The organism is Streptomyces afghaniensis (genome assembly GCF_044327915.1).
GTDB lineage: Bacteria > Actinomycetota > Actinomycetes > Streptomycetales > Streptomycetaceae > Streptomyces > Streptomyces afghaniensis.
Window position 1 is genome coordinate 472,109 of sequence record NZ_JBIRGJ010000004.1, and the last position, 23,973, is coordinate 496,081.

General features: G+C 69.6%; 20 protein-coding genes. 18 read left to right on the top strand and 2 right to left on the bottom strand.

Features of this window, described 5'->3' with window-relative positions; genetic code table 11:
* Positions 1 to 45 precede the first annotated feature (45 nt).
* Complete coding sequence (locus tag ACH4G3_RS16725) at positions 46 to 2,607, bottom strand: GH32 C-terminal domain-containing protein (protein WP_397625157.1); 2,562 nt, start codon at positions 2,605 to 2,607, stop codon at positions 46 to 48.
* Between the two features lie 439 nt (positions 2,608 to 3,046).
* On the opposite strand from ACH4G3_RS16725, the gene dctA reads away from it, so the two are divergent.
* The 13 genes from dctA to ACH4G3_RS16790 all read left to right on the top strand — a co-directional run bounded on the left by dctA (position 3,047) and on the right by ACH4G3_RS16790 (position 15,403).
* Complete coding sequence (dctA, locus tag ACH4G3_RS16730; protein ID WP_397625158.1) at positions 3,047 to 4,471, top strand: C4-dicarboxylate transporter DctA; 1,425 nt, start codon at positions 3,047 to 3,049, stop codon at positions 4,469 to 4,471.
* A gap of 179 nt (positions 4,472 to 4,650) precedes the next feature.
* Positions 4,651 to 5,010, top strand: coding sequence for a LysR family transcriptional regulator (locus ACH4G3_RS16735; RefSeq protein WP_397625159.1), 360 nt, complete (start codon positions 4,651 to 4,653; stop codon positions 5,008 to 5,010).
* Complete coding sequence (locus ACH4G3_RS16740) at positions 4,941 to 5,549, top strand: LysR family transcriptional regulator substrate-binding protein (protein ID WP_397625160.1); 609 nt, start codon at positions 4,941 to 4,943, stop codon at positions 5,547 to 5,549. The genes ACH4G3_RS16735 and ACH4G3_RS16740 overlap by 70 nt, the downstream gene beginning before the upstream one ends.
* A 112-nt stretch (positions 5,550 to 5,661) precedes the next feature.
* A complete protein-coding gene (locus ACH4G3_RS16745) occupies positions 5,662 to 6,756 on the top strand; it encodes a tartrate dehydrogenase (RefSeq protein ID WP_397625161.1) in 1,095 nt (364 codons plus the stop codon).
* Positions 6,757 to 7,024: 268 nt separating this feature from the next.
* Positions 7,025 to 7,363, top strand: coding sequence for a hypothetical protein (locus ACH4G3_RS16750; RefSeq protein ID WP_397625162.1), 339 nt, complete (start codon positions 7,025 to 7,027; stop codon positions 7,361 to 7,363).
* A gap of 277 nt (positions 7,364 to 7,640) precedes the next feature.
* Complete coding sequence (locus tag ACH4G3_RS16755) at positions 7,641 to 7,979, top strand: hypothetical protein (RefSeq protein WP_397625163.1); 339 nt, start codon at positions 7,641 to 7,643, stop codon at positions 7,977 to 7,979.
* A gap of 135 nt (positions 7,980 to 8,114) precedes the next feature.
* Complete coding sequence (locus ACH4G3_RS16760; protein WP_397625164.1) at positions 8,115 to 9,224, top strand: PLP-dependent cysteine synthase family protein; 1,110 nt, start codon at positions 8,115 to 8,117, stop codon at positions 9,222 to 9,224.
* The gene (locus ACH4G3_RS16765) at positions 9,221 to 10,522 is read left to right on the top strand and encodes an MFS transporter (protein WP_397625165.1); all 1,302 of its coding nucleotides are present in this window, start codon (positions 9,221 to 9,223) and stop codon (positions 10,520 to 10,522) included. The genes ACH4G3_RS16760 and ACH4G3_RS16765 overlap by 4 nt, the downstream gene beginning before the upstream one ends.
* Before the next feature lie 216 nt (positions 10,523 to 10,738).
* Positions 10,739 to 11,824: an S-(hydroxymethyl)mycothiol dehydrogenase gene (locus ACH4G3_RS16770; RefSeq protein ID WP_397625166.1), complete on the top strand. Its 1,086-nt coding sequence runs from the start codon at positions 10,739 to 10,741 to the stop codon at positions 11,822 to 11,824.
* Positions 11,824 to 12,459, top strand: coding sequence for an MBL fold metallo-hydrolase (locus ACH4G3_RS16775; protein WP_397625167.1), 636 nt, complete (start codon positions 11,824 to 11,826; stop codon positions 12,457 to 12,459). Before ACH4G3_RS16770 ends, ACH4G3_RS16775 begins: the two co-directional genes overlap by 1 nt.
* Positions 12,460 to 12,712: 253 nt before the next feature.
* On the top strand, positions 12,713 to 13,075 hold the full coding sequence (locus ACH4G3_RS16780) for a bifunctional 3-phenylpropionate/cinnamic acid dioxygenase ferredoxin subunit (RefSeq protein WP_037673830.1): 363 nt from the start codon (positions 12,713 to 12,715) through the stop codon (positions 13,073 to 13,075).
* A complete protein-coding gene (locus tag ACH4G3_RS16785) occupies positions 13,072 to 14,235 on the top strand; it encodes an NAD(P)/FAD-dependent oxidoreductase (RefSeq protein WP_397625168.1) in 1,164 nt (387 codons plus the stop codon). The genes ACH4G3_RS16780 and ACH4G3_RS16785 overlap by 4 nt, the downstream gene beginning before the upstream one ends.
* 37 nt (positions 14,236 to 14,272) lie before the next feature.
* The gene (locus tag ACH4G3_RS16790; RefSeq protein ID WP_397625169.1) at positions 14,273 to 15,403 is read left to right on the top strand and encodes an aromatic ring-hydroxylating oxygenase subunit alpha; all 1,131 of its coding nucleotides are present in this window, start codon (positions 14,273 to 14,275) and stop codon (positions 15,401 to 15,403) included.
* A gap of 1 nt (position 15,404) precedes the next feature.
* On the opposite strand, the gene ACH4G3_RS16795 is transcribed toward ACH4G3_RS16790, so the two are convergent.
* On the bottom strand, positions 15,405 to 16,202 hold the full coding sequence (locus ACH4G3_RS16795; protein WP_397625170.1) for an IclR family transcriptional regulator: 798 nt from the start codon (positions 16,200 to 16,202) through the stop codon (positions 15,405 to 15,407).
* A gap of 157 nt (positions 16,203 to 16,359) precedes the next feature.
* Here ACH4G3_RS16795 and betA point away from each other — a divergent pair, with 157 nt between their 5' ends.
* From betA to ACH4G3_RS16820, 5 genes are all read left to right on the top strand, one after another.
* Complete coding sequence (betA, locus tag ACH4G3_RS16800) at positions 16,360 to 18,018, top strand: choline dehydrogenase (protein ID WP_397625171.1); 1,659 nt, start codon at positions 16,360 to 16,362, stop codon at positions 18,016 to 18,018.
* Positions 18,019 to 18,214: 196 nt separating this feature from the next.
* Positions 18,215 to 19,684, top strand: a complete 1,470-nt coding sequence (locus ACH4G3_RS16805; protein WP_397625172.1) for an aldehyde dehydrogenase family protein — start codon at positions 18,215 to 18,217, stop codon at positions 19,682 to 19,684.
* A gap of 19 nt (positions 19,685 to 19,703) precedes the next feature.
* Positions 19,704 to 20,792, top strand: coding sequence for a quaternary amine ABC transporter ATP-binding protein (locus tag ACH4G3_RS16810; protein ID WP_397625173.1), 1,089 nt, complete (start codon positions 19,704 to 19,706; stop codon positions 20,790 to 20,792).
* Positions 20,792 to 22,792: an ABC transporter permease gene (locus tag ACH4G3_RS16815; protein ID WP_397625174.1), complete on the top strand. Its 2,001-nt coding sequence runs from the start codon at positions 20,792 to 20,794 to the stop codon at positions 22,790 to 22,792. Before ACH4G3_RS16810 ends, ACH4G3_RS16815 begins: the two co-directional genes overlap by 1 nt.
* A 13-nt stretch (positions 22,793 to 22,805) precedes the next feature.
* Entirely contained in the window at positions 22,806 to 23,777 is a 972-nt protein-coding gene (locus ACH4G3_RS16820) for an ABC transporter substrate-binding protein (protein WP_397625175.1), read from the top strand.
* The last annotated feature ends 196 nt before the right edge of the window (positions 23,778 to 23,973 follow it).

The following is a 23,973-nucleotide window of genomic DNA, read 5'->3' on the forward strand; positions in this document are numbered from 1 at the left end:
GATGATGGCGGCCGACGACGTGTTGTCGCCGGAAGCCGCGACTCGTCACCGCCAGATGGACTTCAGCTGCCACGCCTGCATGTGGTCGAGGGTGGCGGTGCCGCCTTGGGCGAAGGCCTCGATGCCGGTGCTGGAGGGGTCGGGGAAGATCTGGTCGGTGATCACCGCCTCGCCGTTGCCGCCGAAGACCTCGACGGACGACCAGTCGACGAGGATCCGCAGTTTGACCTTGCCGTTCTTGGGCTTCAGGGGTGCGGTCTGGACGCCGGGGAAGGTGCCGTTGAAGTCCCCGGCGCCGGAGCGGGTGCGGTCGACGTACAGCTCCTGGGTCGTGGTGTCGTAGCCGATGACGGTCTCCTCGCCGCCTGCTCCGGTGCGCACCTTCAGGCCGAAGCGGTCGGCGTCCTTGAGGGAGAAGGTCGCCTCGATGTCGAGTGCCCTGCCCTTGGCCGTGGGACTGACCAAGGGCTTGGACGCGCTCGTGAGGGTGACGCCGGACGCCGTCGCCGGGCGCTTGTCCCGGAGGGACTCCAGGCTGCCCACCGGCTTGCTGGTCAGCCGGACGCGGCCGTCGACGGTGCGCAGGGCCATCTCCCTCGGAACGCTCTGCGCGCCGCGCCAAGGGGAGGTGGGGACGGACTGGCCGTAGTCCCAGTTGTTCATCCAGCCGATCATGTAGCGCTTGCCACCCGGCGCGTTCTCCCAGGACACCGCCGCGTAGTAGTCCTTGCCGTAGTCGGCCCAGTCGGCGCGCTGCACGACGGACTTGGCAGGCTTGTCGGCGGCGGTGAACCGGTCGGCCATGACGTGGCCCCAGCCGCCGGTGTTCATGTCGACCACCTGGATCTGCGCCTTCTTGCCGACGTACGGGCGCATGTCGAAGGAGGCCCAGTCCAGGGTCTCGCTGTCGGTGCCCGTCGCGCTGCGGACGACCTTGCCGTCCACGAGCAGGTTGACGGACGTCTCCTGGGAGACGCGCTGGGCCTGGGTGTCGGACAGCATGATGTGGTCGACGTTGAGATGGCCCCAACCGCCGGTGTTGTCGTCGACGATCCTGATCCGCGCCTGCTTGCCGGCGAGGTCGCTGACGTCCCAGGAGGCCCAGTTGAGTGCCTCGGCGTCCCTACCGGTGGCGCTGCGGACGACCTGGCCGTCCACGAGGAGCTCGACGGCGGTCGGGTTGCCGGAGCCGGCCGGGTGATTGCCGCCGCCGATGAGGAAGTTGACGTGCTTCTTGTCGATGGTGAATTCCGGCGACGTGAGGGTGCCGGTGGTGGCGTCACCGTTCAGGAAGGTGTTGGCCAGGCCAGTGCCCAGGAATCCGGAGACCTGTTGCTGGCCGGGGAGGGTGCCGGTGGCCGGTGCGGTGCCGAAGGCGTCCCCGGTCGCCGTCCAATCGCCGTAGGTTCCGCCTTCGAAGTCGGCGAGAACCGTGCCCTCGGGTGGGGCTCCCTGTTCCATGACGGTTCCGGGCTCGTGCGGGTGGCGTCCGCCGCCGATCTTGAAGTTCAGGTAGGGGCTGTCGACGGTGAAGGAGGGTGAGGTGAGGACGCCGGTGGCGCCGTCACCGCCGTGGAAGCTGTTGGCGAGGCCCTTGCCGTCGAAGCCCTCGACGGCCCCCTGTCCGTCCACCGCCCCGGCTGCCGGACCCTGGCCGAACGCGGTACCCGTGGTCGCCCACGTATCGAAGCCGGTGCCCTCGAAGTCCTGCATCACCGTGCCGGTGGGCGGGGTGTACGTGCCCTTGTCGTCCGCGGTGAACTTCTTGCCGTCGAAGTCACCGATGAAGTACTGGGCGGCCGAACCGCCCGCGATGCCCCCGGGGTTGATGTTGACGACCAGGACCCACTTGATCTTCTTCTTGTCCCCGTCGACGGCGAGGGGAAACAGGTCGGGGCACTCCCACACGCCGCCCGTCGCGCCGGCGGGCCCGAACTCGCTGAGCAGATCCCAGTCCTTGAGGTTCTTCGACGAGTAGAACTGCACCTTGTGCTCGGCGGACAGCGACACCGTCATCAGCCAGCTCCTGGTCGGCGCGTACCACTGGACCTTGGGGTCGCGGAAGTTGGTGGAGCCGATGTCGATGACGGGATTGCCCCGGTACTTGGTCCAGGTACGGCCGCGGTCGGTGCTGTACGCGAGCGACTGGGCCTGCTTGCCGCCGTATCTGTACGCGCTGGTGTAGATCGCCACCATGGGCGGGTTCTCCTTCGTGCCGAACCCGGTGGTGTTGTTCCAGTCGACGACCGCGCTGCCGGAGAACACCATCTCCTCGTCGTCGTGCGACAGGGCGAGCGGCAACTCCTCCCAGTGCACGAGGTCCTTGCTCACCGCGTGCCCCCAGGACATGTCGCCCCAGGAGTTGCCGTTCGGGTTGTACTGGTAGAAGAGGTGGTACTCGCCCTCGTAGTAGACGAGGCCGTTGGGGTCGTTCATCCAGTTCTTCTCCGGAGTGAAGTGGAACTGGGGTCTGTAGGTCTCGGTGTACGGCGGGGTGTCGGCCGCGACGGCCCGGGGGGCGAGCGGCGCGGCGGACAGGGCGCAGACCGTCGCCACCGCCGCCATCAATCTCATGCGGCCATGCCGGGATACGCGTGCAGAGCTCATGGTGTCTCCTTGTCCCGCGGGCCGTCCGCGCACCGGTGTTGGCGGCCCCGGCGCGGACGGACCGAAAAGTGACACCCCGGCCGACGCCGACGTCACGCAGCCGACCAGGGGTGTCAACGTTGACTTGTGTCAGCGATGACATCGAGTGCCGATTATGAAGGGCAGCCCGGCCGGTGCGTCAACGGTGCGGGCTCGATTGTTTCCGTAGGCCATGGGTTTCCACGCCACGAAGTCGTCGACACCGAGCAGTTCGAACAAGGCGCGGCGCTGCTCGGGCCAGTCGGCCGCGAGATCCTCGGCTCCTGTGCCGGTACTGATAGGCCCGGCCTATACGGGGCATCGATTTTTGGTCGTGGACCCCTGACCTGGGGCCCGGTTCACTGTGGGCCAAGCCGGCGCGTGCCGATCGGGCCGGTGTCGCGCGATCAGGGAGGCTGCAATGACGCAAACCCCGGACAACGAACGAGCCGCACAGGCCGTACGCATCGCGGCGAAACCGTGGTACCGGCAGTTGTACGTCCAGGTCCTCGTGGCGATCGTGATCGGCATCGTGCTGGGCTGGCGGTGGCCGGATCTCGCCACCGACATGGAGCCGCTCGGCACGACGTTCATCACCGCGATGAAGATGCTGATCGGCCCGATCGTGTTCCTGACCATCATCGGCGGCATAGCGGGCGTCGCCGACCTCAAGAAGGTCGGCCTCACCGGGATCAAGGCGCTGACCTACTTTCAGGTCGGCACGATCGTCGCCATGGCGGCGGGCCTCGTGGCGATCAACATCTTCCGGCTCGGCGACGGTGTACACGCCGACCCGTCGACCCTCGACACCTCCGGCGAAGCGGGCACGTACATAGAGCAGGGCGAGCACCAGCAGTGGTGGGAGTTCCTCACCCACATCGTGCCGAACAGTTTCTTCGGTCCCTTCGTCGAGGGCGACATCCTGCAGGTGATCTTCCTGGCGGTGATCTTCGGCGTCGCGCTGAAGGCGGTGGGGAAGGCGGGTGAGCCGGTCATCGCGAGTGTGCACCGACTGACCGAGGTCGTCTTCAAGGTGCTGTCGTACATCATGAGGGTCGCGCCGCTGGGCGCCTTCGGCGCGATGGCGTACGCGATCGGCAAGTTCGGCCTGTCCACCCTGACCAGCCTGGGTTCGCTGATCCTGCTCTTCTACGTCACCTCCGCCCTGTTCGTCGTGGTGGTGCTCGGCGGTGTGCTGGCCGCGTACGTGAAGCTGAACATCTTCCAGCTCTTCCGCTACTTCAAGGAGGAGTACCTGCTGGTCCTGGGCACGTCCACGGCCGAACCCGCGCTGCCCGGGCTGATGCGCAAGCTCCAGCACATGGGGGTCGAGAGGTCGACGGTCGGTCTGGTCGTGCCCACGGGCTACAGCTTCAACCTCGACGGCGCGGCGATCTACCTCTCCCTCGCCACGCTCTACATCGCCCAGGCCACGGACACTCCGCTGTCCGTCACCCAGCAACTCGGGCTGCTCGCCGTCATGTTGCTGACCTCCAAGGGCGCCGCGGGTGTAGCGGGCGGCGGTTTCATCGCGCTCACCGCGACCCTTTCGACGGTCGGCACCGTTCCCGCCGCCGGCATCATGCTCGTCTTCGGCATCGACAAGTTCATGTCCGAGTGCCGGGCCATGGTGAACTTTTCCGGCAACGCCGTCGCGACCCTTTTCATCGCCCGGTGGGAGAAAACACTTGATCTGGCGCGGGCACGTGAGGTGTTGGCGGGCAAGGTGGCGGAACCGCCGGTGACCGCCGAGGCAGAAGCGGGAACGGCCACGGAGACGGGAACGGAGACGGAAGCGGCGAAGAGCCGGCCGTCCGTGACTCCCAGCGCCGAGGTGGCGTCCTGACGGTTTTCGTCCTGACGGACCTGACCGACCAGAACTGCGCGCAGGACAGCACCCTGTCCGCGCGGCTGCTCGCCCAGTGCGGGCGGACCCTCGCCGACCGCTGGATCGGACGCGGAGGAACGGAAGCCGGCAGGTAGGCTCGCTCCGCCTGTCGTACCAGCACAGAGCGGGGAGGCGCCGTGGACGCCCGGCAGCTGGAGTACTTCCTCGCCATCGTCGAGCACGGTGGTTTCAGCAAGGCCGCCGCCGCCCTCCACGTGGCCCAGCCGTCACTGTCCCAGGCGATGGCGAACCTGGAGGCCGATCTCGGGGTGGCCCTCTTCCACCGGGTGGGGCGGGGCGTCGTACTGAGCGAAGCCGGCCGGGAACTGCTGGAGCCGAGCCGGCGCGTGCTGCGGGACCTGACCGCCGTACGGGACACCGCGGCCGCGCTCGCCGGGCTGCACGGCGGCACCGTCGAGTCGCCACCATGCCCTCGCCCGGCATCGAACCGCTCACCACTATCATCCACCGCTTCACCGAGCTGCATCCGTCGGTGACGGTGAGCACCCAGGCCGCCTTCACCCCGGACGAGGTCATGTCCCTGGTCCGCAGCGGCGCCTGCGAACTGGGCCTGCTGGGCAGCGCCGCCCCCCTGCACCCGTCCGGGCTCGATGTCCTGCACGTCGAGGACCAGCCGTTCGTGGTCGTCGCCGCGCCGGGCGGGGCGATCGAGGACGACGTCACGATCCGGCCCGAGGACCTGGCCGGGCAGAAGCTCATCGCGTCCCGCACCGGCAGCCTGATGCGCAGCATCGTCGACGACATCACCGCGGGCGGCACCGGCACCCAGATCGTGACGGTCGTCGACCACCGCACCTCGATCCTGCCGCTCGTCCTCACCGGCGTGGGCGTCGCGGTCCTGCCGTCCTCCTGGACCCGGCTGGCCCGCCGGTGCGGTGCCGTGGTCGCACCCATCGAGCCGACGGCCCACCTCCACGTGGCGATGGTCAGCCTGCCCGCGCACCTCACGCCGGCGGCGCGGGCGTTCCTCGCTCTCACCAGGTCGCTGGCGCAGCGGCGAGCCGACGCCGCCTGACGCAGGACCGATCGGCCGCGCCTATACGTCGTATCGGAAGCAGGTCTTGGACGCGCGGTGACGCCGGTGTGTTGACTCGAACCGACCGCACGACAGTGAGCCGGAGGCACTCATGACAGCCACACCCCGCACGTTCCGCATCGCCGCCATCCCCGCCGACGGGGTGGGCAAAGAGGTCGTCGCCGCCGGACGAGCCGTCCTGGACGCCCTGGCCGAGACGTCGAAGGGCTCCCCGGCCCCCTTCGCCTTCGCCTGGGAGGAGTTCCCCTGGGGCTGCGAGTTCCACGAGCGCACCGGCAAGATGATCGACGACGACGGTCTGGAGCAGCTCAAGGACTTCGACGCGATCTATTTCGGCGCAGTGGGCTGGCCGACCGTCCCCGACCACGTCAGCCTGTGGGGCCTGCGCCTGAAGATCTGCCAGAACTTCGACCAGTGGGCCAACGTCCGTCCCGTGCACTTCCTGCCCGGTGTCCGGAGCCCGCTGCGCAAGGCCGACGACACGGAGCTGGACTGGGTGGTCGTCCGCGAGAACAGCGAGGGCGAGTACGCGGGCCTCGGCGGCCGCAACCTCTCCGGCCGCGGACCCGGCGGTGAAGTCGCCGTCCAGTCGGCCCTGTTCACCGAGGTCGGCTGCGAACGCATCATGCGCTTCGCCTTCGACCTGGCCCGGACCCGGGCCCACAAGAAGGTCTCCTCCGTGACGAAGAGCAACGCCCAGCAGTACGGAATGGTCCTGTGGGACGACGTCTTCAAGCGGGTCGCCGCCGACTACCCGGACGTCGAGACCGAGAGCGTGCTCGTGGACGCGATATCCGCCAAGTTCGTCCTGCACCCCGAGGATCTCTCGGTCGTCGTCGCCTCCAACCTCAACGCCGACATCCTCTCCGACCTCGGCAGCGCCCTGGCCGGCAGCCTGGGCCTCGCTGCCAGCGCCAACCTCAACCCCGAGCGCCGCTTCCCCAGCATGTTCGAGCCGGTCCACGGCTCCGCCCCGGACATCGCGGGCCAGGGGCTCGCCAACCCGATCGGCGCGGTCGGCAGCGCCGCCCTGATGCTGGAGCACTTCGGCCTGCCCGACCAGGCGGCGCGGCTGCGCAAGGCGATCGAGGCCACGACCGCCGCGGGCGTCCTCACCCGCGACGTCGGCGGCACGGCCACGACGGAGGACGTCACCAAGGCCCTGATCGACGCGCTCGACGCCTGACGGACTTGGCCGAAGAGGATGACCTGCGGCGGCTGCATCACCTCAAGGTGGTGGCCACGTTGCGCCGAAGCAAACCGGTCATGTGTGTGGCTCGTTGACGCGCTGGGGGGCGGGAGTTGACGGAGCAAGGTCCACGAGCCGTTAGTATCACGGCATGATTACGGCCTGGTCACTCCCGCGCCCGGTGCGGGCTCGCGCGTCTGCGGGCCCGTTGCTGCGCGTGTTGGCCATGGTCGTGTTGCTGCTCGGCATCTTGTCCGCCCATGGAATGAGCGCCGAGAGCACCGAAGGACACCTGGTGACCAGCGCGGCGGCCCCCGTGGCCGTGTTGCACGAGGAGATCCTCGCAGCCGAGGACGAGCAGGCCGCGCCGCGGCCCGTCGCGATAGATGAGCCGGGCAGTGGTCACGGCTCCTCGCACACCGGTGAGCACTGCGTCTCCGGCCAGCCGCTACAGGGTCCGGTGCTGACACCGCCCTGCTTCGCAGTGTCGGTCGCCGACTCGACCGGCGCCGGGCGCCGCTCGGGCAGGCCGAGCCTGCACGAGCAGGCGCTGTCCGCCGCGTCGTCGCCCGCACTGAGACTGTCCGTGGTTCAGCAGGTCTAGAAGCAGCAGTCCTCCCCTTCCTACGGCTGCTCCGCCTGCGCCTGAGAACGCGCGTGGGCTCCGCGTAACGAACGCCGTACTTCCCCCACCCTGCCTGCCGTTCCTCTCACCCCTGCCTACCGTTCCTCTCAGCCGTGGCTGCCGCCGTGGCCGAAAGGGGCGAGCGCACGGAGAACCTGTGCCGACACGATCCCGTCCCCCCACGCCTGCCTTTTGCGCCCCGGCCCCCTCGCGTCGGCGGCGCCCGCTTCTCGCTCTGCTGTCCGGAGCTCTTCTCGTGATGCTCGGGCTGTGCGCCCTCCCGCATGGGCAGTTCGAAGAGCAGGAGCGGCTCACACCCGACGTCGCCACGGCCTTCGGACGGCCGGCGGTGGCGGGCGATGTGGTGCCTCATGGGCCGCATCGGCACCATGAGGCCGAGCAGTGCGGTCTGGACGGGGCTGCCCGTACGACGGCGCAGGCCGCTCACCAGCCACCCGCCGAGGCCGGGACGACGGCCTCCGCCGGCCTTCCCGAGGCTCTCGTACGGCCGCAGCCCCGGCGTCGGCAGGTCCGCACCCGCATAAGACGTACAGGCAGAACCGCGCTGGTCCGCACCTCGCGGTGGCGTATCTAGACCTCCCGCTCGCAGCCGGCCCCGCCCGGCTGCCGCGCGAAGGCCCCACGACCTCGGACGGCGCGACCGTCCCCCGTGCGGCCGTCGCGCGAGATGAACGTGCACCGCGTATTCATCGAGCGAGAGCGAAAAGACATGCAGTCCATGACGAACACCGCCGCCATGCCCGAGCGGTCCGCTCTGTCGGCACTGGTGGGCAACACGCCGCTGCTGCGGGTGTCCCAGCCCCTGACGCCCCCGGACCGCGGTTTCTGGGCGAAGCTGGAGGGCTTCAACCCCGGCGGCATCAAGGACCGGCCGGGTCTGCACATGGTGGAACGGGCCCGCGCCCGGGGCGACCTGCGCCCCGGCGCCCGGATCATCGAGTCCACCAGCGGCACGCTCGGACTGGGCCTCGCCCTGGCCGGAATGGTGTACGGCCACCCGGTCACCCTGGTCACCGACCCCGGCCTGGAGATGTCGATGACCCGGCTGCTGACCGCGTACGGCGCCCAGATCAACGTCGTCTCCGAGCCGCACCCCACCGGCGGCTGGCAGCAGGCTCGCCGTGAGCGCGTGGAGCAGCTCATGGCGCGGCGTCCGGGTGCCTGGTGCCCGGATCAGTACAACAACCCGGACAACACCACCGCCTACACCCCGCTCGCCCTGGAACTGGCGTCCGAGCTGGGCCACATCGACGTCCTCGTGTGCAGTGTCGGCACGGGCGGGCACTCCGCCGGCGTCTCCCGCATGCTGAAGCAGCTCTACCCCGAGCTGAAGGTGGTCGGTGTCGACACCATCGGCTCCACGATCTTCGGCCAGCCGGCCCGGCCGCGGCTGATGCGGGGCCTCGGGTCGAGCATCCACCCCCGCAACGTCGCCTACGACAACTTCGCCGAGGTTCACTGGGTGGCCCCGGCCGAGGCGGTGTGGACCTGCCGCCAGTTGGCCGGCTCGCACTACGCCACCGGCGGGTGGAGCGTCGGCGCCGTCGCCCTGGTCGCCGGATGGCTGGCCCGCACCCTGCCCGCCGACAGCCGGATCGCCGCGGTCTTCCCGGATGGTCCGCAGCGTTACCTCGGGTCGGTGTTCGACGACGACTACTGCGGCGCGCACGGCCTCCTCGACGCCCCTCCTGCTCCGGAACCGGAGGTGATCGGGCGCGTGGACGAGAAGGAGGTCGCACGCTGGACCCGGTGCACCACCGTGGTCGACCCGCTCGCCGCCGGGCGCGGTCACGCCGACGCTGTGGAGGAGAACCGGTGAAAGGCACCCTCGCACAGGTACGCGGTCACGAACGCAGCGTCCAGCTGCTGATGGCCAATCAGTTCACCATTAATCTGGGCTTCTACATGCTGATGCCGTACCTGGCCGCTCACCTGTCCGGCACCCTCGGACTGGCCGGCTGGATCGTCGGACTGGTCCTCGGCGTGCGCAACTTCAGCCAGCAGGGCATGTTCCTGGTCGGCGGGACGCTCGCCGACCGGTTCGGCTACAAGCCGATGATCGTGGCCGGATGCGTGCTGCGCACGGCCGGCTTCGCGACGCTCGGGCTGGTCGACTCACTGGCCGCGCTGATTGCCGCCTCCGCGGCCACCGGGCTCGCCGGGGCACTGTTCAACCCGGCCGTCCGGGCGTACCTCGCCGCGGACGCGGGGGAGCGCAGGGTCGAGGCGTTCGCCCTGTTCAACGTCTTCTACCAGGCCGGGATCCTGCTCGGCCCCGTGGTGGGCATGGTGCTGACCGGCGTGGACTTCCGCGTCACCTGCCTGGTCGCGGCCGGGATCTTCGCGCTGCTCAGCATCGTGCAGATCCGTGCTCTGCCGGCGCGACGGGCCGACGACTCCAAGGGCGGCACGGAGGGGGAGCACCGCGACGGCGTACTGGCCCAGTGGCGCGGCATCCTCGCCAACCGGCCGTTCCTGCTCTTCTCCGGCGCCATGATCGGCTCGTACGTCCTGTCCTTCCAGGTCTATCTCGCGCTGCCGCTGGAGGTACGACGGGCCGGCGGTGACGGGGATTTCGGCACGGCAGCGGTGGCCGCGCTCTTCGCCGTGTCCGGACTGAGCACGATCGTCGGCCAGACGCGGGTGACCGCCTGGTGCAAGGCCCGCTACGAGCCGGGCCAGGCGCTGACCCGGGGACTGGCCGCCATGGGCCTGGCCTTCGTCCCTCTGGCGCTGGCCACCGCGGTGCCCGCTGCGGACTCGGGCGTGGGCCTGTGGCTGCCGGCCGCGGTACCGCCCATGCTGGCCGCGCTGCTGCTGGCCGTCGGCACGATGATCGCCTACCCCTTCGAGATGGACACCATCGTCCGCCTCTCCGGTGACCGGCTCGTCGCCACCCACTACGGGCTCTACAACACCATCTGCGGCATCGGCATCGCGCTCGGCAACCTCCTCACCGGTGCGGCGCTCGACGCCGCCCGCGAGGCGGGGGTACCCGCGCTGCCGTGGATCTGCTTGTGCGCTCTCGGCCTCGCGTGCGCGGCCGCTCTGTACGGTCTGCACCGCACTGGCCGTCTGGCCGAGCCGGCGGCCCGGCCGCAGCCCGTCGCCGCCTGACCGACTGACCGCCCGACCGTGTGCGGCTGCATCTCTGACCGGCCGCACACGTGTCGGGCGCGGCGGCTCGGACGCCCGGCCATGGCCGAGTCGACCCGGTTGGCATCAGGCCCTTGACCCTCGGTCCGCTCCTCCTGGATGCTCGGTTGCGTATAGCGGTGCGTGTAGCGAATGAGGCAACGCACTGGCGAGTCTTTCCCGCTTGAGGAGCAGCCCATGGCTCACGAGGTTCGTGCCGTCGTCGCCCGTAAGAAGGGCGCACCGGTCTCCGTCGAAACGATCGTCGTCCCCGACCCCGGTCCGGGTGAGGCGCTGGTCAAGGTCGAGGCCTGCGGCGTCTGTCATACCGATCTCCACTACCGCGAGGGCGGGATCAACGACGAGTTCCCCTTCCTGCTGGGGCACGAGGCGGCAGGGCGCGTCGAGGCGGTCGGGGAGGGAGTCACGGGCGTCGAGCCCGGTGACTTCGTCATCCTCAACTGGCGTGCGGTGTGCGGCCAGTGCCGGGCCTGCAGCAGGGGCAGGCCCTGGTACTGCTTCGCCACCCACAACGCGACACAGCCGATGACGCTGCTCGACGGCACCCCGCTCTCGCCGGCGCTCGGCATCGGCGCGTTCGCGGAGAAGACGCTGGTCGCCGCCGGGCAGTGCACCAAGGTGGACCCGGCGGCCCCCGCGGCGGCGGCCGGTCTGCTCGGGTGCGGCGTCATGGCGGGCTTCGGCGCGGCCGTGAACACCGGTGCCGTCGGCCGGGGCGACTCCGTCGCCGTCATCGGCTGCGGCGGCGTCGGGATGGCCGCCGTCGCGGGGGCGAGGCTGGCCGGAGCGAGCAAGGTCATCGCCGTCGACATCGACCGGCGCAAGCTGGACCGGGCCATGGCCATGGGGGCCACCCACACGGTCGACGGGACGAAGGGCGACGTCGTGGAAGCGGTGCGCGAGCTGACGGGCGGCTTCGGCGCGGACGTCGTCGTGGAGGCGGTCGGCCGCCCCGAGACGTACCGTCAGGCCTTCTACGCCCGCGACCTGGCCGGCACGGTCGTGCTGGTCGGTGTGCCCACCCCGGAGATGAAGGTGGAGCTGCCCCTCCTCGACGTCTTCGGGCGAGGCGGCTCGCTGAAGTCCAGCTGGTACGGCGACTGCCTGCCCTCGCGCGACTTCCCGGCCCTCATCGACCTGTATCTGGGGGGCCGTTTCGACCTGGACGCGTTCGTCTCCGAGACCATCGGCCTCGGTGACGTGGAGGAGGCGTTCGAGAAGATGCACCGCGGCGACGTGCTGCGCTCGGTGGTGGTGCTGTGATGGCCGGCGCGCCGCGCATCGAACACCTCGTCACCAGCGGGACCTTCAGCCTCGACGGCGGGACCTGGGACGTCGACAACAACGTCTGGATCATCGGTGACGACGACGAGGTGGTCGTCGTCGACGCGGCACACGATTCCGATGCCGTCCTGGCGGCCGTCGGTGACCGCCGGCTGTCGGCCATCGTGTGCACCCACGCCCACGACGACCATGTGCGCGCCGCGCCGGACGTCGCCCTGGCCACGGGCGCGCCCATCCTCCTGCACCCTGACGACCAGGTGCTGTGGAAGATGGCGCACCCCGGCCGGCGGCCCGACAGGCCGCTCGCCGACGGTGACGTACTCACGGTGGCGGGCATCGGCCTGCGTGTCCTCCATACGCCCGGACATGCTCCGGGTGCCGTGTGTCTGTACGCACCCGACCTGGGCGCGTTGTTCAGCGGTGACACGCTGTTCGCCGGCGGGCCCGGAGCGACCGGGCGCTCGTACAGCGACTTCGGCACGATCATCGGCTCCATCGGTGACCGGCTGCTGACCCTCCCGGGCGAGACGGTCGTCCACACCGGACACGGTGGGACGACGACCGTCGAGGCGGAAGCACCGCACCTGCAGGAGTGGGCCGCCCGCGGCTGGTGACAGACGCCGCCGAACCGGCCGGGCGATCGAGTGCCCGCGGGTTTCCTCGCTCTGCGAGCCGACCCGCCCCGGCAGCGTGCGCCCGGCCCCGTCCTGCCTGACCTGCGTTTCCTATCGCGCCGAGCGTTTCATATGACGCAACAAAAATTGAGGGCGTCAGGTGTCCCACGAACTCCTTGACAAGCGTTTGAAGGCGCCCTCAAACTGGCGTTGCGTTCACCGCAATCCGTTTCGCTATACGCACCGAGGTGTCATGATGATTGCCGCGTGCCGTCTCGTGGATCTGCCCCGAGGCGAGGCCCACAGGCTCGACATCGACCCGCCGGTCTCGGTGTTCCACACCGACGACGGCGAGCTCTTCGCCATCGACGACACATGCACCCACCAGGACGCCTCGCTCGCCGACGGCTGGCTGGAGGGCTGCGAGGTCGAATGCCCGCTGCACGCCTCGAAGTTCAACCTCAAGACCGGAGCCGTCGACGCCCCGCCGGCCAAGCTCCCGGTGCGCACGCACGAGGTCTTCGTCGAGGACGGCATGATCTACGTCCGGCTGTCCACGGCAGCCCCGAACCTGCCCCCCTGCATCGCCGCCCGGCTCGCCGGGGGCGTCGCGTGAGGACAGTGGCCGTCGTGGGCGCGTCGCTGGCCGGTCTGTCCGCGGCGCGCTCCTTGCGCAAGCAGGGGTACGACGGACGGCTGGTCGTCATCGGCGAGGAAATCCACCGCCCCTACGACAGGCCGCCCCTGTCCAAGGAGTTCCTGGCCGGCGGCATCGGCGAAGCGGAGCTCGCGCTGGAGCCGGACGACGAGGACCTGCAAGCGGAATGGCTGCTCGGAGCCCGCGCAGCCGGACTCGACACCACGCCTCGCGCCGTGCGGCTCACCGACGGCCGCCAGGTGCGGGCCGACGGCATCGTCATCGCCACCGGCGCCGCCGCCCGGACCCTGCCCGGCATGGACGGACTGGCCGGTGTGCACACCCTGCGCACCCTGGACGACGCCCGCGCCCTGCGGGACGAACTGGCCCGGGGCGGACGCCTGGTCGTGATCGGCGGCGGCTTCATCGGCGCCGAGGTCGCCTCCACCGCCTCCGCTCTCGGTCTCGACGTGACCATCGTCGAGGCGGCGCCCACCCCCCTGGCCGGACCGCTGGGCGCGGCCATGGGACGCATCGTCTCCGCCCTCCACGCGGACCACGGTGTACGCCTGTTGTGCGGCGTGGGCGTCAAGGGGCTGAGCGGCGAGACCCGCGTCGAGTCCGTCCTGATGGAGGACGGCCGCAGCCTCCCCGCCGACATCGTCGTCGTGGGTGTCGGGGCCCGTCCCTGCGTCGACTGGCTGGCCGGATCCGGCATCGAACTCGACGATGGCGTCAAGTGCGGTGCGGACGGCCGCACCAGCCTCGCCGGGGTGGTCGCGGTCGGTGACTGCGCCTCCTGGTACGACCCGCGCGCAGGCACCCACCGCCGCGTCGAGCACTGGACCGGCGCCCGGGAACGCCCCGACGCGGCCGTGGCCGCCCTGCTGTCCTGGGGCGAGAGCGAACCGGGCATACCCCGGCCGCCGTACTTCTGGTCCGACCAGTACGGCGTGAAGATCCAGTTCGCCGGCAACGCGGCCCGCGCCGACAGCGTGACGATCGAGGAAGGCACCGCGGACGACCGCGACGTCCTCGCCGTCTACCGGCGAGCCGGACACCCGGTCGCCGTGCTCGGGATGAACCAGCCGAAGCTGTTCACGCGCTGGCGCAAACAACTCGCGGCCAAGGCGCCCTGACCGGGGCGATCCACCACGCTTCCTCGAGGAGTGCACCGTGACCCCGACCGGCCTGCCGGAAAGCCTGATCGCCACCCTCCCCGGCTCCTCCTACACGGATCCCGGAATCTTCGCCCAGGAGCAGGAACACATCTTCGAGGCGATGTGGTTCTGCGCCGTGCGCTCCGCCGACCTCGCCGGGCCCGGTGCCTTCCGCACCGTCGAGGTGGGCCGCGAGAGTGTCCTGATCACCCGGGCACGGGACAACTCCGTCCGTGCCTTCCTCAACGTCTGCCGGCACCGCGGGGCCAAGCTCTGCACGGCGGAGACCGGCGAGGTCAAACGCGCCTTCCAGTGTCCCTACCACGCCTGGACGTACGACCTGACGGGCAAACTCGTCGCGGCGCCCAACCTCACCAAGATGCCCGACGTCAGCCGCACCGAGTACGGCCTCGCGGCAGTGGCCACGCGCGAATGGCTCGGCTATGTGTGGGTGTGCCTCGCGGCGAACCCGCCCCCCTTCGACGAGGTCGTGGGGGATGTGGTCGCGCGCCTGGGCGACACGGAGTCGATCGAGCACTACGACATCGACAACCTCGAAGTCGGCCGGCGAATCGTCTACGACGTGCGGGCGAACTGGAAACTCATCGTCGAGAACTTCATGGAGTGCTATCACTGCGCGACGATCCACCCCGAACTGACCGAGGTGCTCCCCGAGTTCGCCGACGGGTACGCCGCCCAGTACTACGTGGGCCACGGCGCGGAGTTCGGCTCCGGGGTCAAGGGCTTCACCGTCGACGGCTCGGAAGGCCTCGACCGTATACCGGGCATCACCGAGGACCAGGACCGCCGGTACTACGCGATCACCGTCCGGCCGCAGGTGTTCATCAACCTGGTGCCCGACCATGTGATCTTCCACCGGATGTACCCGGTCGCCGTGGACCGCACCATCGTCGAGTGCGACTGGCTCTACCTCAAGCACGTCGTCGAGAGCGGCAAGGACGTCAGCCGGTCGGTGGAGCTCTTCGACCGGGTCAACCGTCAGGACTTCGACGCGTGCGAGCGCTGCCAGCCCGCGATGAGCTCCCGGCTGTACGCCAAGGGTGGAGTGCTCGTACCCAGCGAGCATCACATCGGCGAGTTCCACGCCTTCGTCCAGGAGCGTCTGGGCGTGGGGCGGCCGCGGTAGCTCAGCCCAGGTAGCCCATGCGGTGGCTGATCTCGTCCGCGCCCTTGACGAGCACAGGGGCGAGCTCGTGCATCCGGTCCTCGGTGAGCCGGTACGCGGGTCCCGAGGCGCTGAGCGCCGCGATGACCTCGCCGTCCCTGTTGCGGACCGGTGCCGCCATGGCGTGCAGTCCCACCTCGAACTCCTCCAGCGTCCAGGAGTAGCCGCGTTCGAGCGCCTCGGCGAGGTTCTTCTCGAGCTTCGTCTTCGCGGTCAGGGTGCGGGGGGTCAGCTTCTTCAGGCCGGTCTCCGACAGCAGCGCGGCACGCTCCTTCGGCGGCATGTGGGCCAGCAGGATCTTGCCGCTGGAGGTGGCGTGCAGCGGCGTCAGCTGGCCGACCCAGTTGAACGCCGTGACAGCGCCCGGACCGCGCACCTGGTACAGGTTGATCGCGTAGTGCTCCTGCATCACGGCGAGGTTCACCGTCTCGCCGATCTCCTCGGCGAGACGCTCGCAGACCGGGCGGCTCTGCTGGGTGATGTCGATGCGGCCGGTGACCGCGCCGGCGAGGCGGACGAGGCCGAAGCCGAGGCGGTACTTGCCGCGCTCGCCCGCCTGTTCCACCAGGCCGCGCACCTCCAGAGCGCCGAGCAGCCGGAACGCCGTGGACTTGTGGACATCGATCTCGGCGGCCACCTCGCTGACTCCGGCTTCACCGCGCAGGGCCAGGATCTCCAGCACGGTGATGGCGCGGTCGACGGACTGGACCCCACCGGTAGGCGCGGTTGTCGTTTCGGCATCTGCATGGTAGTTGCTCACAACGCAACTATACGGGCGTTAAACATAGCGGCCAGCGGTGCAGGTCAAGGCCTTGTGCAGACCTCGGAGAAGTTGCGCGGTTCGCAACCTGGTGCGCATAGCGGTACGAGTACTAGCATGCCGCGCATTCTCAACGGCGCGAGCGAGACGAGGCCCCATGGCTCACGTGCAGTACGACTTCGTCATCGTCGGTGGTGGATCGGCCGGCAGTGCCCTGGCCAACCGGCTCTCCGCGGACCCGGGCAACCAGGTGCTGGTCCTGGAGGCGGGCCGGCCCGACTACCCGTGGGACGTCTTCATCCACATGCCCGCGGCGCTGACCTACCCCATCGGCAGCCGGTTCTACGACTGGAAGTACGAGTCCGAACCGGAGCCCCACATGGGCGGCCGGCGCGTCTACCACGCGCGAGGCAAGGTGCTGGGGGGTTCCAGCAGCATCAACGGCATGATCTTCCAGCGCGGCAACCCCATGGACTACGAACGCTGGGCGGCCGACCCGGGCATGGAGACCTGGGACTACGCGCACTGCCTGCCGTACTTCCGGCGGATGGAGAACTGTCTCGCCGCCGGCCCGGACGACGAGTTCCGCGGTCACGACGGCCCCCTCGTCCTGGAGCGCGGCCCGGGGACCAACCCGCTCTTCGAGGCCTTCCTGAAGGCCACCGAGGAGGCGGGCCACGCTCCCACCGACGATGTGAACGGCTATCGGCAGGAAGGTTTCGCCCGGTTCGATCGCAACGTCCACCGCGGCCGCCGGCTGTCGGCCTCGAAGGCCTATCTCAAGCCGGTGCGCAAGCGCCCCAACCTCACGGTCAGGACGCGCACCCTGGTCACCCGCGTCCTGTTCGAAGGCAAGAAGGCCGTCGGCGTCGAGTACCGGCGTGGTCGTGGCAGACCTCAGCGGGTGCGTGCCCGCGAAGTCATCCTGTGCGGAGGCGCGATCAACTCTCCGCAACTGCTCCAGCTCTCGGGCGTCGGCAACGCCGAGGAACTGCGCGCTCTCGGTATCGACGTCGTACACGATCTGCCGGGCGTCGGGGAGAACCTCCAGGACCACTTGGAGGTGTACATCCAGTACGCCTGCAAGCAGCCCGTCTCCATGCAGCCGTACCTCGCGAAGTGGCGCGCCCCCTTCATCGGCCTCCAGTGGCTCTTGCGCACGGGCCCCGCCGCGACCAACCACTTCGAAGCGGGCGGCTTCGTCCGCGGCAACGAGGACGTGGCCTATCCCAACCTGATGTTCCACTTCCTGCCCGTCGCGGTCCGCTACGACGGCTCCGTGCCCGCCGGCGGACACGGATATCAGGTGCACGTCGGGCCCATGTACTCCGACGCCGTCGGCTCGGTCAAGATCAAGAGCAAGGACCCGGCCGAGCACCCGGCGCTGCGCTTCAATTACCTGTCCACCGAGCAGGACCGCCGCGAGTGGGTCGAGGCCGTCAGGGTCGCCCGCAGGCTGCTCAACCAGCCGGCCATGGCTCCCTACAATGCCGGGGAAATCTCGCCAGGGCCGTCCGTCGAGACCGACGAGGAGATCCTCGCCTGGGTCGCCAAGGACGGCGAGACCGCGCTGCATCCGTCATGCACCTGCAAGATGGGCACAGACGAGATGGCCGTGGTGGATCCGGCCAGTATGCGGGTGCACGGGGTGGAGGGGCTGCGTGTCGTCGACGCGTCGGTGATGCCGTACATTACCAACGGCAACATCTACGCACCGGTGATGATGATCGCGGAGAAGGCGGCCGACCTCATCCTCGGGAAGGATCCGCTGCCCCCGTCCGCCGCCGCCTATTACCGGCACAGTCCCCTGCCGTAACCAGCAGTTTTCAGACCGCCGACCGGCCCGGAGGCGAGGCGCTCCGGGCCTGTCGGTGCTGCGTCCTCGTGGCTGTCTCCTTGGCGAAACCGTCATCACCAACCCCTTGACGTGGGTTGCAGCCTTCTCCAGAGTGTTCCACCACAAGCAATTCGATGCACGATGCGCAACGCGATTCGCTCGAAGGGCCCTCGACGTGGCAGACCTGTACGTGGACGGAAAATGGCGGGATCCCGTGGCCGGCGGCCACCGGGAGATCCGCTGCCCCGCCGACGGCTCGCTCTCCGTCACGGTATCGGAAGGCACCCGCCCCGACGCCGAGGCGGCCATCGCCGCGGCCCGCCGGGCCTTCGACGAAGGGCCCTGGCCGCGCACCCCCGAGCGCGAGCGCGGCGCGCTCCTCCTGCGCACCGCCGACCTCCTCGAACGCGACGCCGACGCCTTCGCCCGCGCCGAATCGCTGGACACCGGCAAACGGCTGGTGGAGAGCGAGTACGACATCGCCGACGTCGTCTCCTGCTTCCGCTACTACGGAGGGCTCGGCGGCACCGACGCGGGCCGGGTGATCGACACCGGCCGCGCCGACGCCGTCAGCCGCGTCGAGTACGAGCCGATCGGCGTGTGCGGCCTGATCACGCCCTGGAACTATCCCTTGCTGCAGGCGAGTTGGAAGGTCGCGCCCGCTCTCCTCGCGGGCAATACGATCGTCCTCAAGCCCAGTGAGCTCACCCCCTCGACGTCCGTCCTGCTGATGAGGGCGCTGGCGGAGGCAGGACTTCCGGCCGGTGCCGCCAACCTCGTCCTGGGGCCCGGGCCCGAGGTGGGCGCACCCCTCGCCGAGGACCCGGCCGTCGACATGGTCTCCTTCACCGGCGGCCTGGACACCGGCAGACGGATCATGGCCACCGCCGCCGCGACCGTGAAGAAGGTCGCGCTGGAACTCGGCGGCAAGAACCCCAATGTCGTTTTCGCCGACGCCGACTTCGAGACGGCCGTGGACTTCGCGCTCACGGCCGTCTTCCTGCATTCGGGCCAGGTCTGCTCGGCCGGCGCCCGGCTGATCGTCGAGGACTCGCTGCACGACCGGTTCGTCGACGAGGTGGTCCGCCGCGCCCGGCGGATCCGGCTCGGCGGCCCCTTCGATCAGCGGGCCGAGACCGGACCGCTGATCTCCGCGCAGCACCTGGCGAAGGTCGAGGCGTATGTCGCGGCCGGCCTCGCCGAGGGCGCCGTCCTGCGCTGCGGTGGCGAACGCCCCGACGACCCGGCCCTGGCCGGTGGCCACTACTACCCGCCCACCGTGCTCGACGAGTGCGGTCAGGACATGCGGGTGGTGCACGAGGAGTCCTTCGGGCCCGTGCTTACCGTGGAGCGCTTCACCGACGAGGACGACGCCGTACGCATCGCCAACGACACCGAGTACGGACTCGCCGGCGCCGTCTGGACGCAGGACGCCGGGAAGGCCCAGCGGGTCGCCCGCCGGCTGCGCCACGGAACGGTGTGGATCAACGACTACCACCCCTATGTGCCGCAGGGGGAATGGGGCGGGTTCGGGCACTCCGGCGTGGGCCGGGAGCTGGGCCCGACCGGCCTGGACGAGTACCGCGAGCCCAAACACATCTGGCAGAACATCCAACCCAGGCCGCAGCACTGGTTCCGCGGCTGAACGCCGAAAGAGGTCGAACATGACCCCAGCAACGACCGAGGTGCCGCAGCGGCGCGGCACACCCCAGGACGCGGCAGGCACGCCGGTCATCTCCGTACGCGAGCTGTGGAAGGTGTTCGGGCCGAAGGCGGACCAGGTACCGGGCTCCGAGGAACTGCGCGGGCTCGCCCGCCGCGAACTGATGGACCGTACCGGATGCACCGCCGCCGTGCGCGACGTGAGCTTCGACGTCGCGCCCGGCGAGGTGTTCGTCGTCATGGGCCTGTCCGGCTCCGGCAAGTCCACCCTGGCGCGCTGTCTGACCCGGCTCATCGAACCCACCGCCGGCGAGATCCTCTTCGAGGGCGAGAACATCCGCGACGCGGACGCGGGCCGCCTGCGAGAACTGCGCCGGAGCAAGTTCTCCATGGTCTTCCAGCACTTCGGGCTGCTGCCGCACCGGCGGGTCGTCGACAACGTGGCGTTCGGGCTGGAGATACGCGGCATGGGCCGGGCCGAGCGCACCAAGCGGGCCCTGGAGGTCGTCGAGCTCGTCGGCCTCTCGGGGTACGAGAGCTCCTACCCCGACCAGCTCTCCGGCGGTATGCAGCAGCGCGTCGGTCTCGCCCGCGCACTGGCCGGCGACCCGGACGTGCTCCTCTTCGACGAGCCGTTCTCGGCGCTCGACCCGCTGATCCGCCGCGACATGCAGAACGAGGTCATCCGTCTGCACCACGAGGTCGGCAAGACGATGGTGTTCATCACCCACGACCTGTCCGAGGCGCTCAAGCTGGGCGACCGCATCCTCATCATGCGCGACGGCAAGACGGTCCAGTGCGGCACCGGCGACGAACTGGTCGGCGCCCCCGCCGACGACTACGTACGCGACTTCGTCAGGGACGTGCCCCGCGGTGACGTACTGACCCTGCGGTGGATCATGCGCCCGGCGGAGCCCGACGACCCCCTGGACGGTCCCGAGCTCGGCCCCGACGTCGTGGTGAAGGAGGCCACCAGGGCGGTGCTCGCCGCCGAGAAGCCGGTGAAGGTCGTCGAGGACGGCAAGCTGCTCGGCATCGTCGGCGACGAGGAGATCCTCGCGGTGGTCGCCGGGCAGGAAGGCGACGCGTGATGACCGTCGCGATGGAGAAACCGGAGAAGACCGGGACCGTGGAGCCACCTGCTCCCGCCCGGCGCGTGCGTAGGGTCAACCGCGCCGTGGTGGTGGCCGCGATCCTGCTCCTCTGGCTGGTGCTCTTCGCCGTGCTGCGCGGCAAGCAGACCCTGTCCCTCGCGGCGGCCGACCTGACCGATCTGCACCGGTGGTTCAACGACGTCAACGACTCGATCGGCGCCGACCGCAACTCCAACCCCCTCTTCCTCTACTTCTTCAACGAGATCCGCCTGGTCATCGACACTCTGGTGACCTTCGTCCAGGAGCTGATCTCGCAGCCGTCCGCGGACCGCCCGGTTCCGCAGATCGGCTGGCTCGGCGTCGTCGGCATCGCCGGCTATGTCTCCTGGGCTGTGGGCAACTGGCGGGTGGCGCTGCTGGCCGTGGCCGGCTTCACCTTCCTCGGCCTGCAAGGGCTCTGGCAGGAGAGCATGGACACGCTGGCGCTGACCCTCTCCGCGGTCTTCGTCGCGCTGCTGTTCGCCATTCCGCTGGGCGTGTGGGCCGGGCTGTCGGAACGCTTCCACCGGATCGTCACGCCGTTCCTGGACTTCATGCAGACGATGCCGACCTTCGTCTATCTGGCGCCGCTGACGCTGTTCTTCCTGATCGGTCCCGCCTCGGCCACGATCGCCACCGCCATCTACGCGGCGCCACCGGCGATCCGCATCACCGCGCACGCCATCCGCTCCGTACCGGAGACCACGGTGGAGGCGGCGGACTCGATGGGCGCGACGCGGCGGCAGGCGCTGCTCAAGGTCCTGCTGCCGATGTCCAAGCGGACCGTGGTGATGGGCGTCAACCAGACCATCATGGCCGCCCTGGCCATGGTGACCATCGCCGCGCTGATCGACGCTCCCGGCCTCGGCAAGACCGTCGTCCAGGCACTCCAGTCACTGGACGTCGGCACGGCCTTCAACGCCGGTCTCGCCATCGTCGTCATGGCCATCGTGCTCGACCGGGTCACCACCGCGGCGAGCGCGCGGGCGGAGACGGCCCGGGGCTCGGACAGCCCCTTCCTCAAGTGGCGGCGGCAACTGCTCGCGGCCGGTGCGGTGGTGGCGCTGGTGCTGGCCTACCTGTCGCACACGTACGTATGGGCGGCCGAGTTCCCCGGCGAGGGCGGCATCGGCAGCAGCATCGCCAGGACGACGGCCGATGTGACCACCTGGGCACAGGACAACCTGTCGGGCCTGACCAACGCCTTCCGCGACGCCCTCACCAACGGCCTGCTCAACCCGTTCCAGACCGTCCTGACCGACTCCCCGTGGTGGCTCGTCGGCGCCGCCCTCGTCGCCATCGGCACGGTGCTGGGCGGGTGGCGCGCCGGGATCACCACGGCCGTGTGCGTGGGCCTGCTGGTCGGTACCGGTGTCTGGTCGGACGGCATGACGACGCTGGCGTCCACCGCGGTGGCGACGGTGCTGGTGATGCTGCTCGGCGTCGTCCTCGGGGTGTGGATGGGACGCAGCGCGCTCGTGGACCGGCTGCTGCGGCCCACCCTGGACGCGGCCCAGGTCATGCCGCCGTTCGTCTACCTCGTGCCGTTCCTCGCGCTGTTCGGCGCGACACGGTTCACGGCCATCGTCGCCGCCGTCGTCTACGCGGCGCCGGTCGCCATCAAGATCATCGCGGACGGGGTGCGGGCCGTGCCCGAGACCACCGTCGAGGCGGCCACGTCCACCGGGTGCAACACCTGGCAGATCATCACCAAGGTCCAACTGCCCATGTCCCGGGGTGCCCTGACCCTCGCGACCAACCAGGGCCTGATCTACGTGCTGTCGATGGTCGTGGTGGGCGGCCTGGTGGGTGCGGGCGCACTCGGCTACGACGTCGTGGCCGGGTTCTCACAGGGCCAGCTGTACGGCAAGGGACTCGCGGCAGGGCTCGCCATCGTCCTGCTCGGAGTCATGTTCGACCGGATCACTCAGGCAGCGGCTCGCCGCGCCGGCGCATAAGGAGCAGCACACCATGGCACGACACTGGAGAGCCGGCGCGACCGGCCTGGCCGTCCTCGGCCTCACCCTCACGGCCTGCGGCGGCGCGAAGGTCGGTGACGACAGCGCCGGCGGCTCGGGCGGCTCGGGCAGCTCGGGCAAATGCGGCACCTTCAACCTCGCGATCAACCCGTGGGTGGGCTATGAGGCGAACGCGGCGGTCCTCGCCTACGTCGCCGAGCACGACCTCGGCTGCAAGGTCGAGCAGAAGAACCTGAAGGAGGAGATCGCCTGGCAGGGCTTCGGGACGGGCGAGGTCGACGCCGTCGTCGAGAACTGGGGCCACGACGATCTGAAGAAGAAGTACATCACCCAGCAGAAGACCGCTGTCGAGGCGGGCCCGACCGGCAACGAGGGCCTCATCGGCTGGTACGTGCCGCCGTGGCTGGCGAAGGCGCACCCGGACATCCTGGACTGGAAGAACCTGAACAAGTACGCGTCGAAGTTCAAGACCTCCGAGTCGGGTGGCAAGGGCCAGCTCCTCGACGGCGATCCGTCGTTCGTCACCAACGACGAGGCGCTGGTGAAGAACCTGAAGCTGGACTACAAGGTGGTGTACGCGGGCAGCGAGACCGCGCTCATCCAGGCGTACCGCAACGCCGAGAAGAACAAGGAATGGGTGATCGGCTACTTCTACGAGCCGCAGTGGTTCATGTCCGAGGTGCCCTTGAAGAAGGTCAGCCTGCCCGAGTACAAGACGGGCTGTGACGCCGACGCCGAGAAGGTCGCCTGCGACTACCCCGTGTACAAACTCGACAAGATAGTCAGCGCCAAGTTCGCCAAGTCGGGCAGCCCGGCCTATGACCTGGTGAAGAAGTTCAGCTGGACCAACGACGACCAGAACACCGTCGCCAAGTACATCGCGGTGGACAAGATGGCGCCCGAGGCCGCGGCGAAGAAGTGGGTCGAGGCCAACCGCGACAAGGTCGACGCCTGGATCAAGTAGGGCGCACGACTACCCGTGTGAACCCCGCCGGAAAGGCCCGGCAGGCTGTGACGTCAGCCTGCCGGGCCTCGTCGTTTTCTGGTGATTCCTCCCCGCCGCTTCCGGGGTTTTTCCGGCGTCGCGGACCCCTTGACACGCCTGTCCACGGCGGGCACATTGAGTTGCGCAACCTGAACTCTGTTGCGCACACAGCAAC

Excerpts from the sequence above, each read along its gene's own strand:
- ACH4G3_RS16725 (WP_397625157.1), bottom strand. The coding sequence starts at position 2,607 with ATGAGCTCTGCACGCGTATCCCGGCATGGCCGCATGAGATTGATGGCG.
- ACH4G3_RS16775 (WP_397625167.1), top strand. The coding sequence starts at position 11,824 with ATGGCCGGCGCGCCGCGCATCGAACACCTCGTCACCAGCGGGACCTTC.
- ACH4G3_RS16760 (WP_397625164.1), top strand. The coding sequence starts at position 8,115 with ATGCAGTCCATGACGAACACCGCCGCCATGCCCGAGCGGTCCGCTCTG.
- ACH4G3_RS16780 (WP_037673830.1), top strand. The coding sequence starts at position 12,713 with ATGATGATTGCCGCGTGCCGTCTCGTGGATCTGCCCCGAGGCGAGGCC.
- ACH4G3_RS16815 (WP_397625174.1), top strand. The coding sequence starts at position 20,792 with ATGACCGTCGCGATGGAGAAACCGGAGAAGACCGGGACCGTGGAGCCA.
- ACH4G3_RS16750 (WP_397625162.1), top strand. The coding sequence starts at position 7,025 with ATGAGCGCCGAGAGCACCGAAGGACACCTGGTGACCAGCGCGGCGGCC.
- dctA (WP_397625158.1), top strand. The coding sequence starts at position 3,047 with ATGACGCAAACCCCGGACAACGAACGAGCCGCACAGGCCGTACGCATC.
- ACH4G3_RS16770 (WP_397625166.1), top strand. The coding sequence starts at position 10,739 with ATGGCTCACGAGGTTCGTGCCGTCGTCGCCCGTAAGAAGGGCGCACCG.
- ACH4G3_RS16810 (WP_397625173.1), top strand. The coding sequence starts at position 19,704 with ATGACCCCAGCAACGACCGAGGTGCCGCAGCGGCGCGGCACACCCCAG.
- betA (WP_397625171.1), top strand. The coding sequence starts at position 16,360 with ATGGCTCACGTGCAGTACGACTTCGTCATCGTCGGTGGTGGATCGGCC.
- ACH4G3_RS16820 (WP_397625175.1), top strand. The coding sequence starts at position 22,806 with ATGGCACGACACTGGAGAGCCGGCGCGACCGGCCTGGCCGTCCTCGGC.
- ACH4G3_RS16740 (WP_397625160.1), top strand. The coding sequence starts at position 4,941 with ATGCCCTCGCCCGGCATCGAACCGCTCACCACTATCATCCACCGCTTC.
- ACH4G3_RS16745 (WP_397625161.1), top strand. The coding sequence starts at position 5,662 with ATGACAGCCACACCCCGCACGTTCCGCATCGCCGCCATCCCCGCCGAC.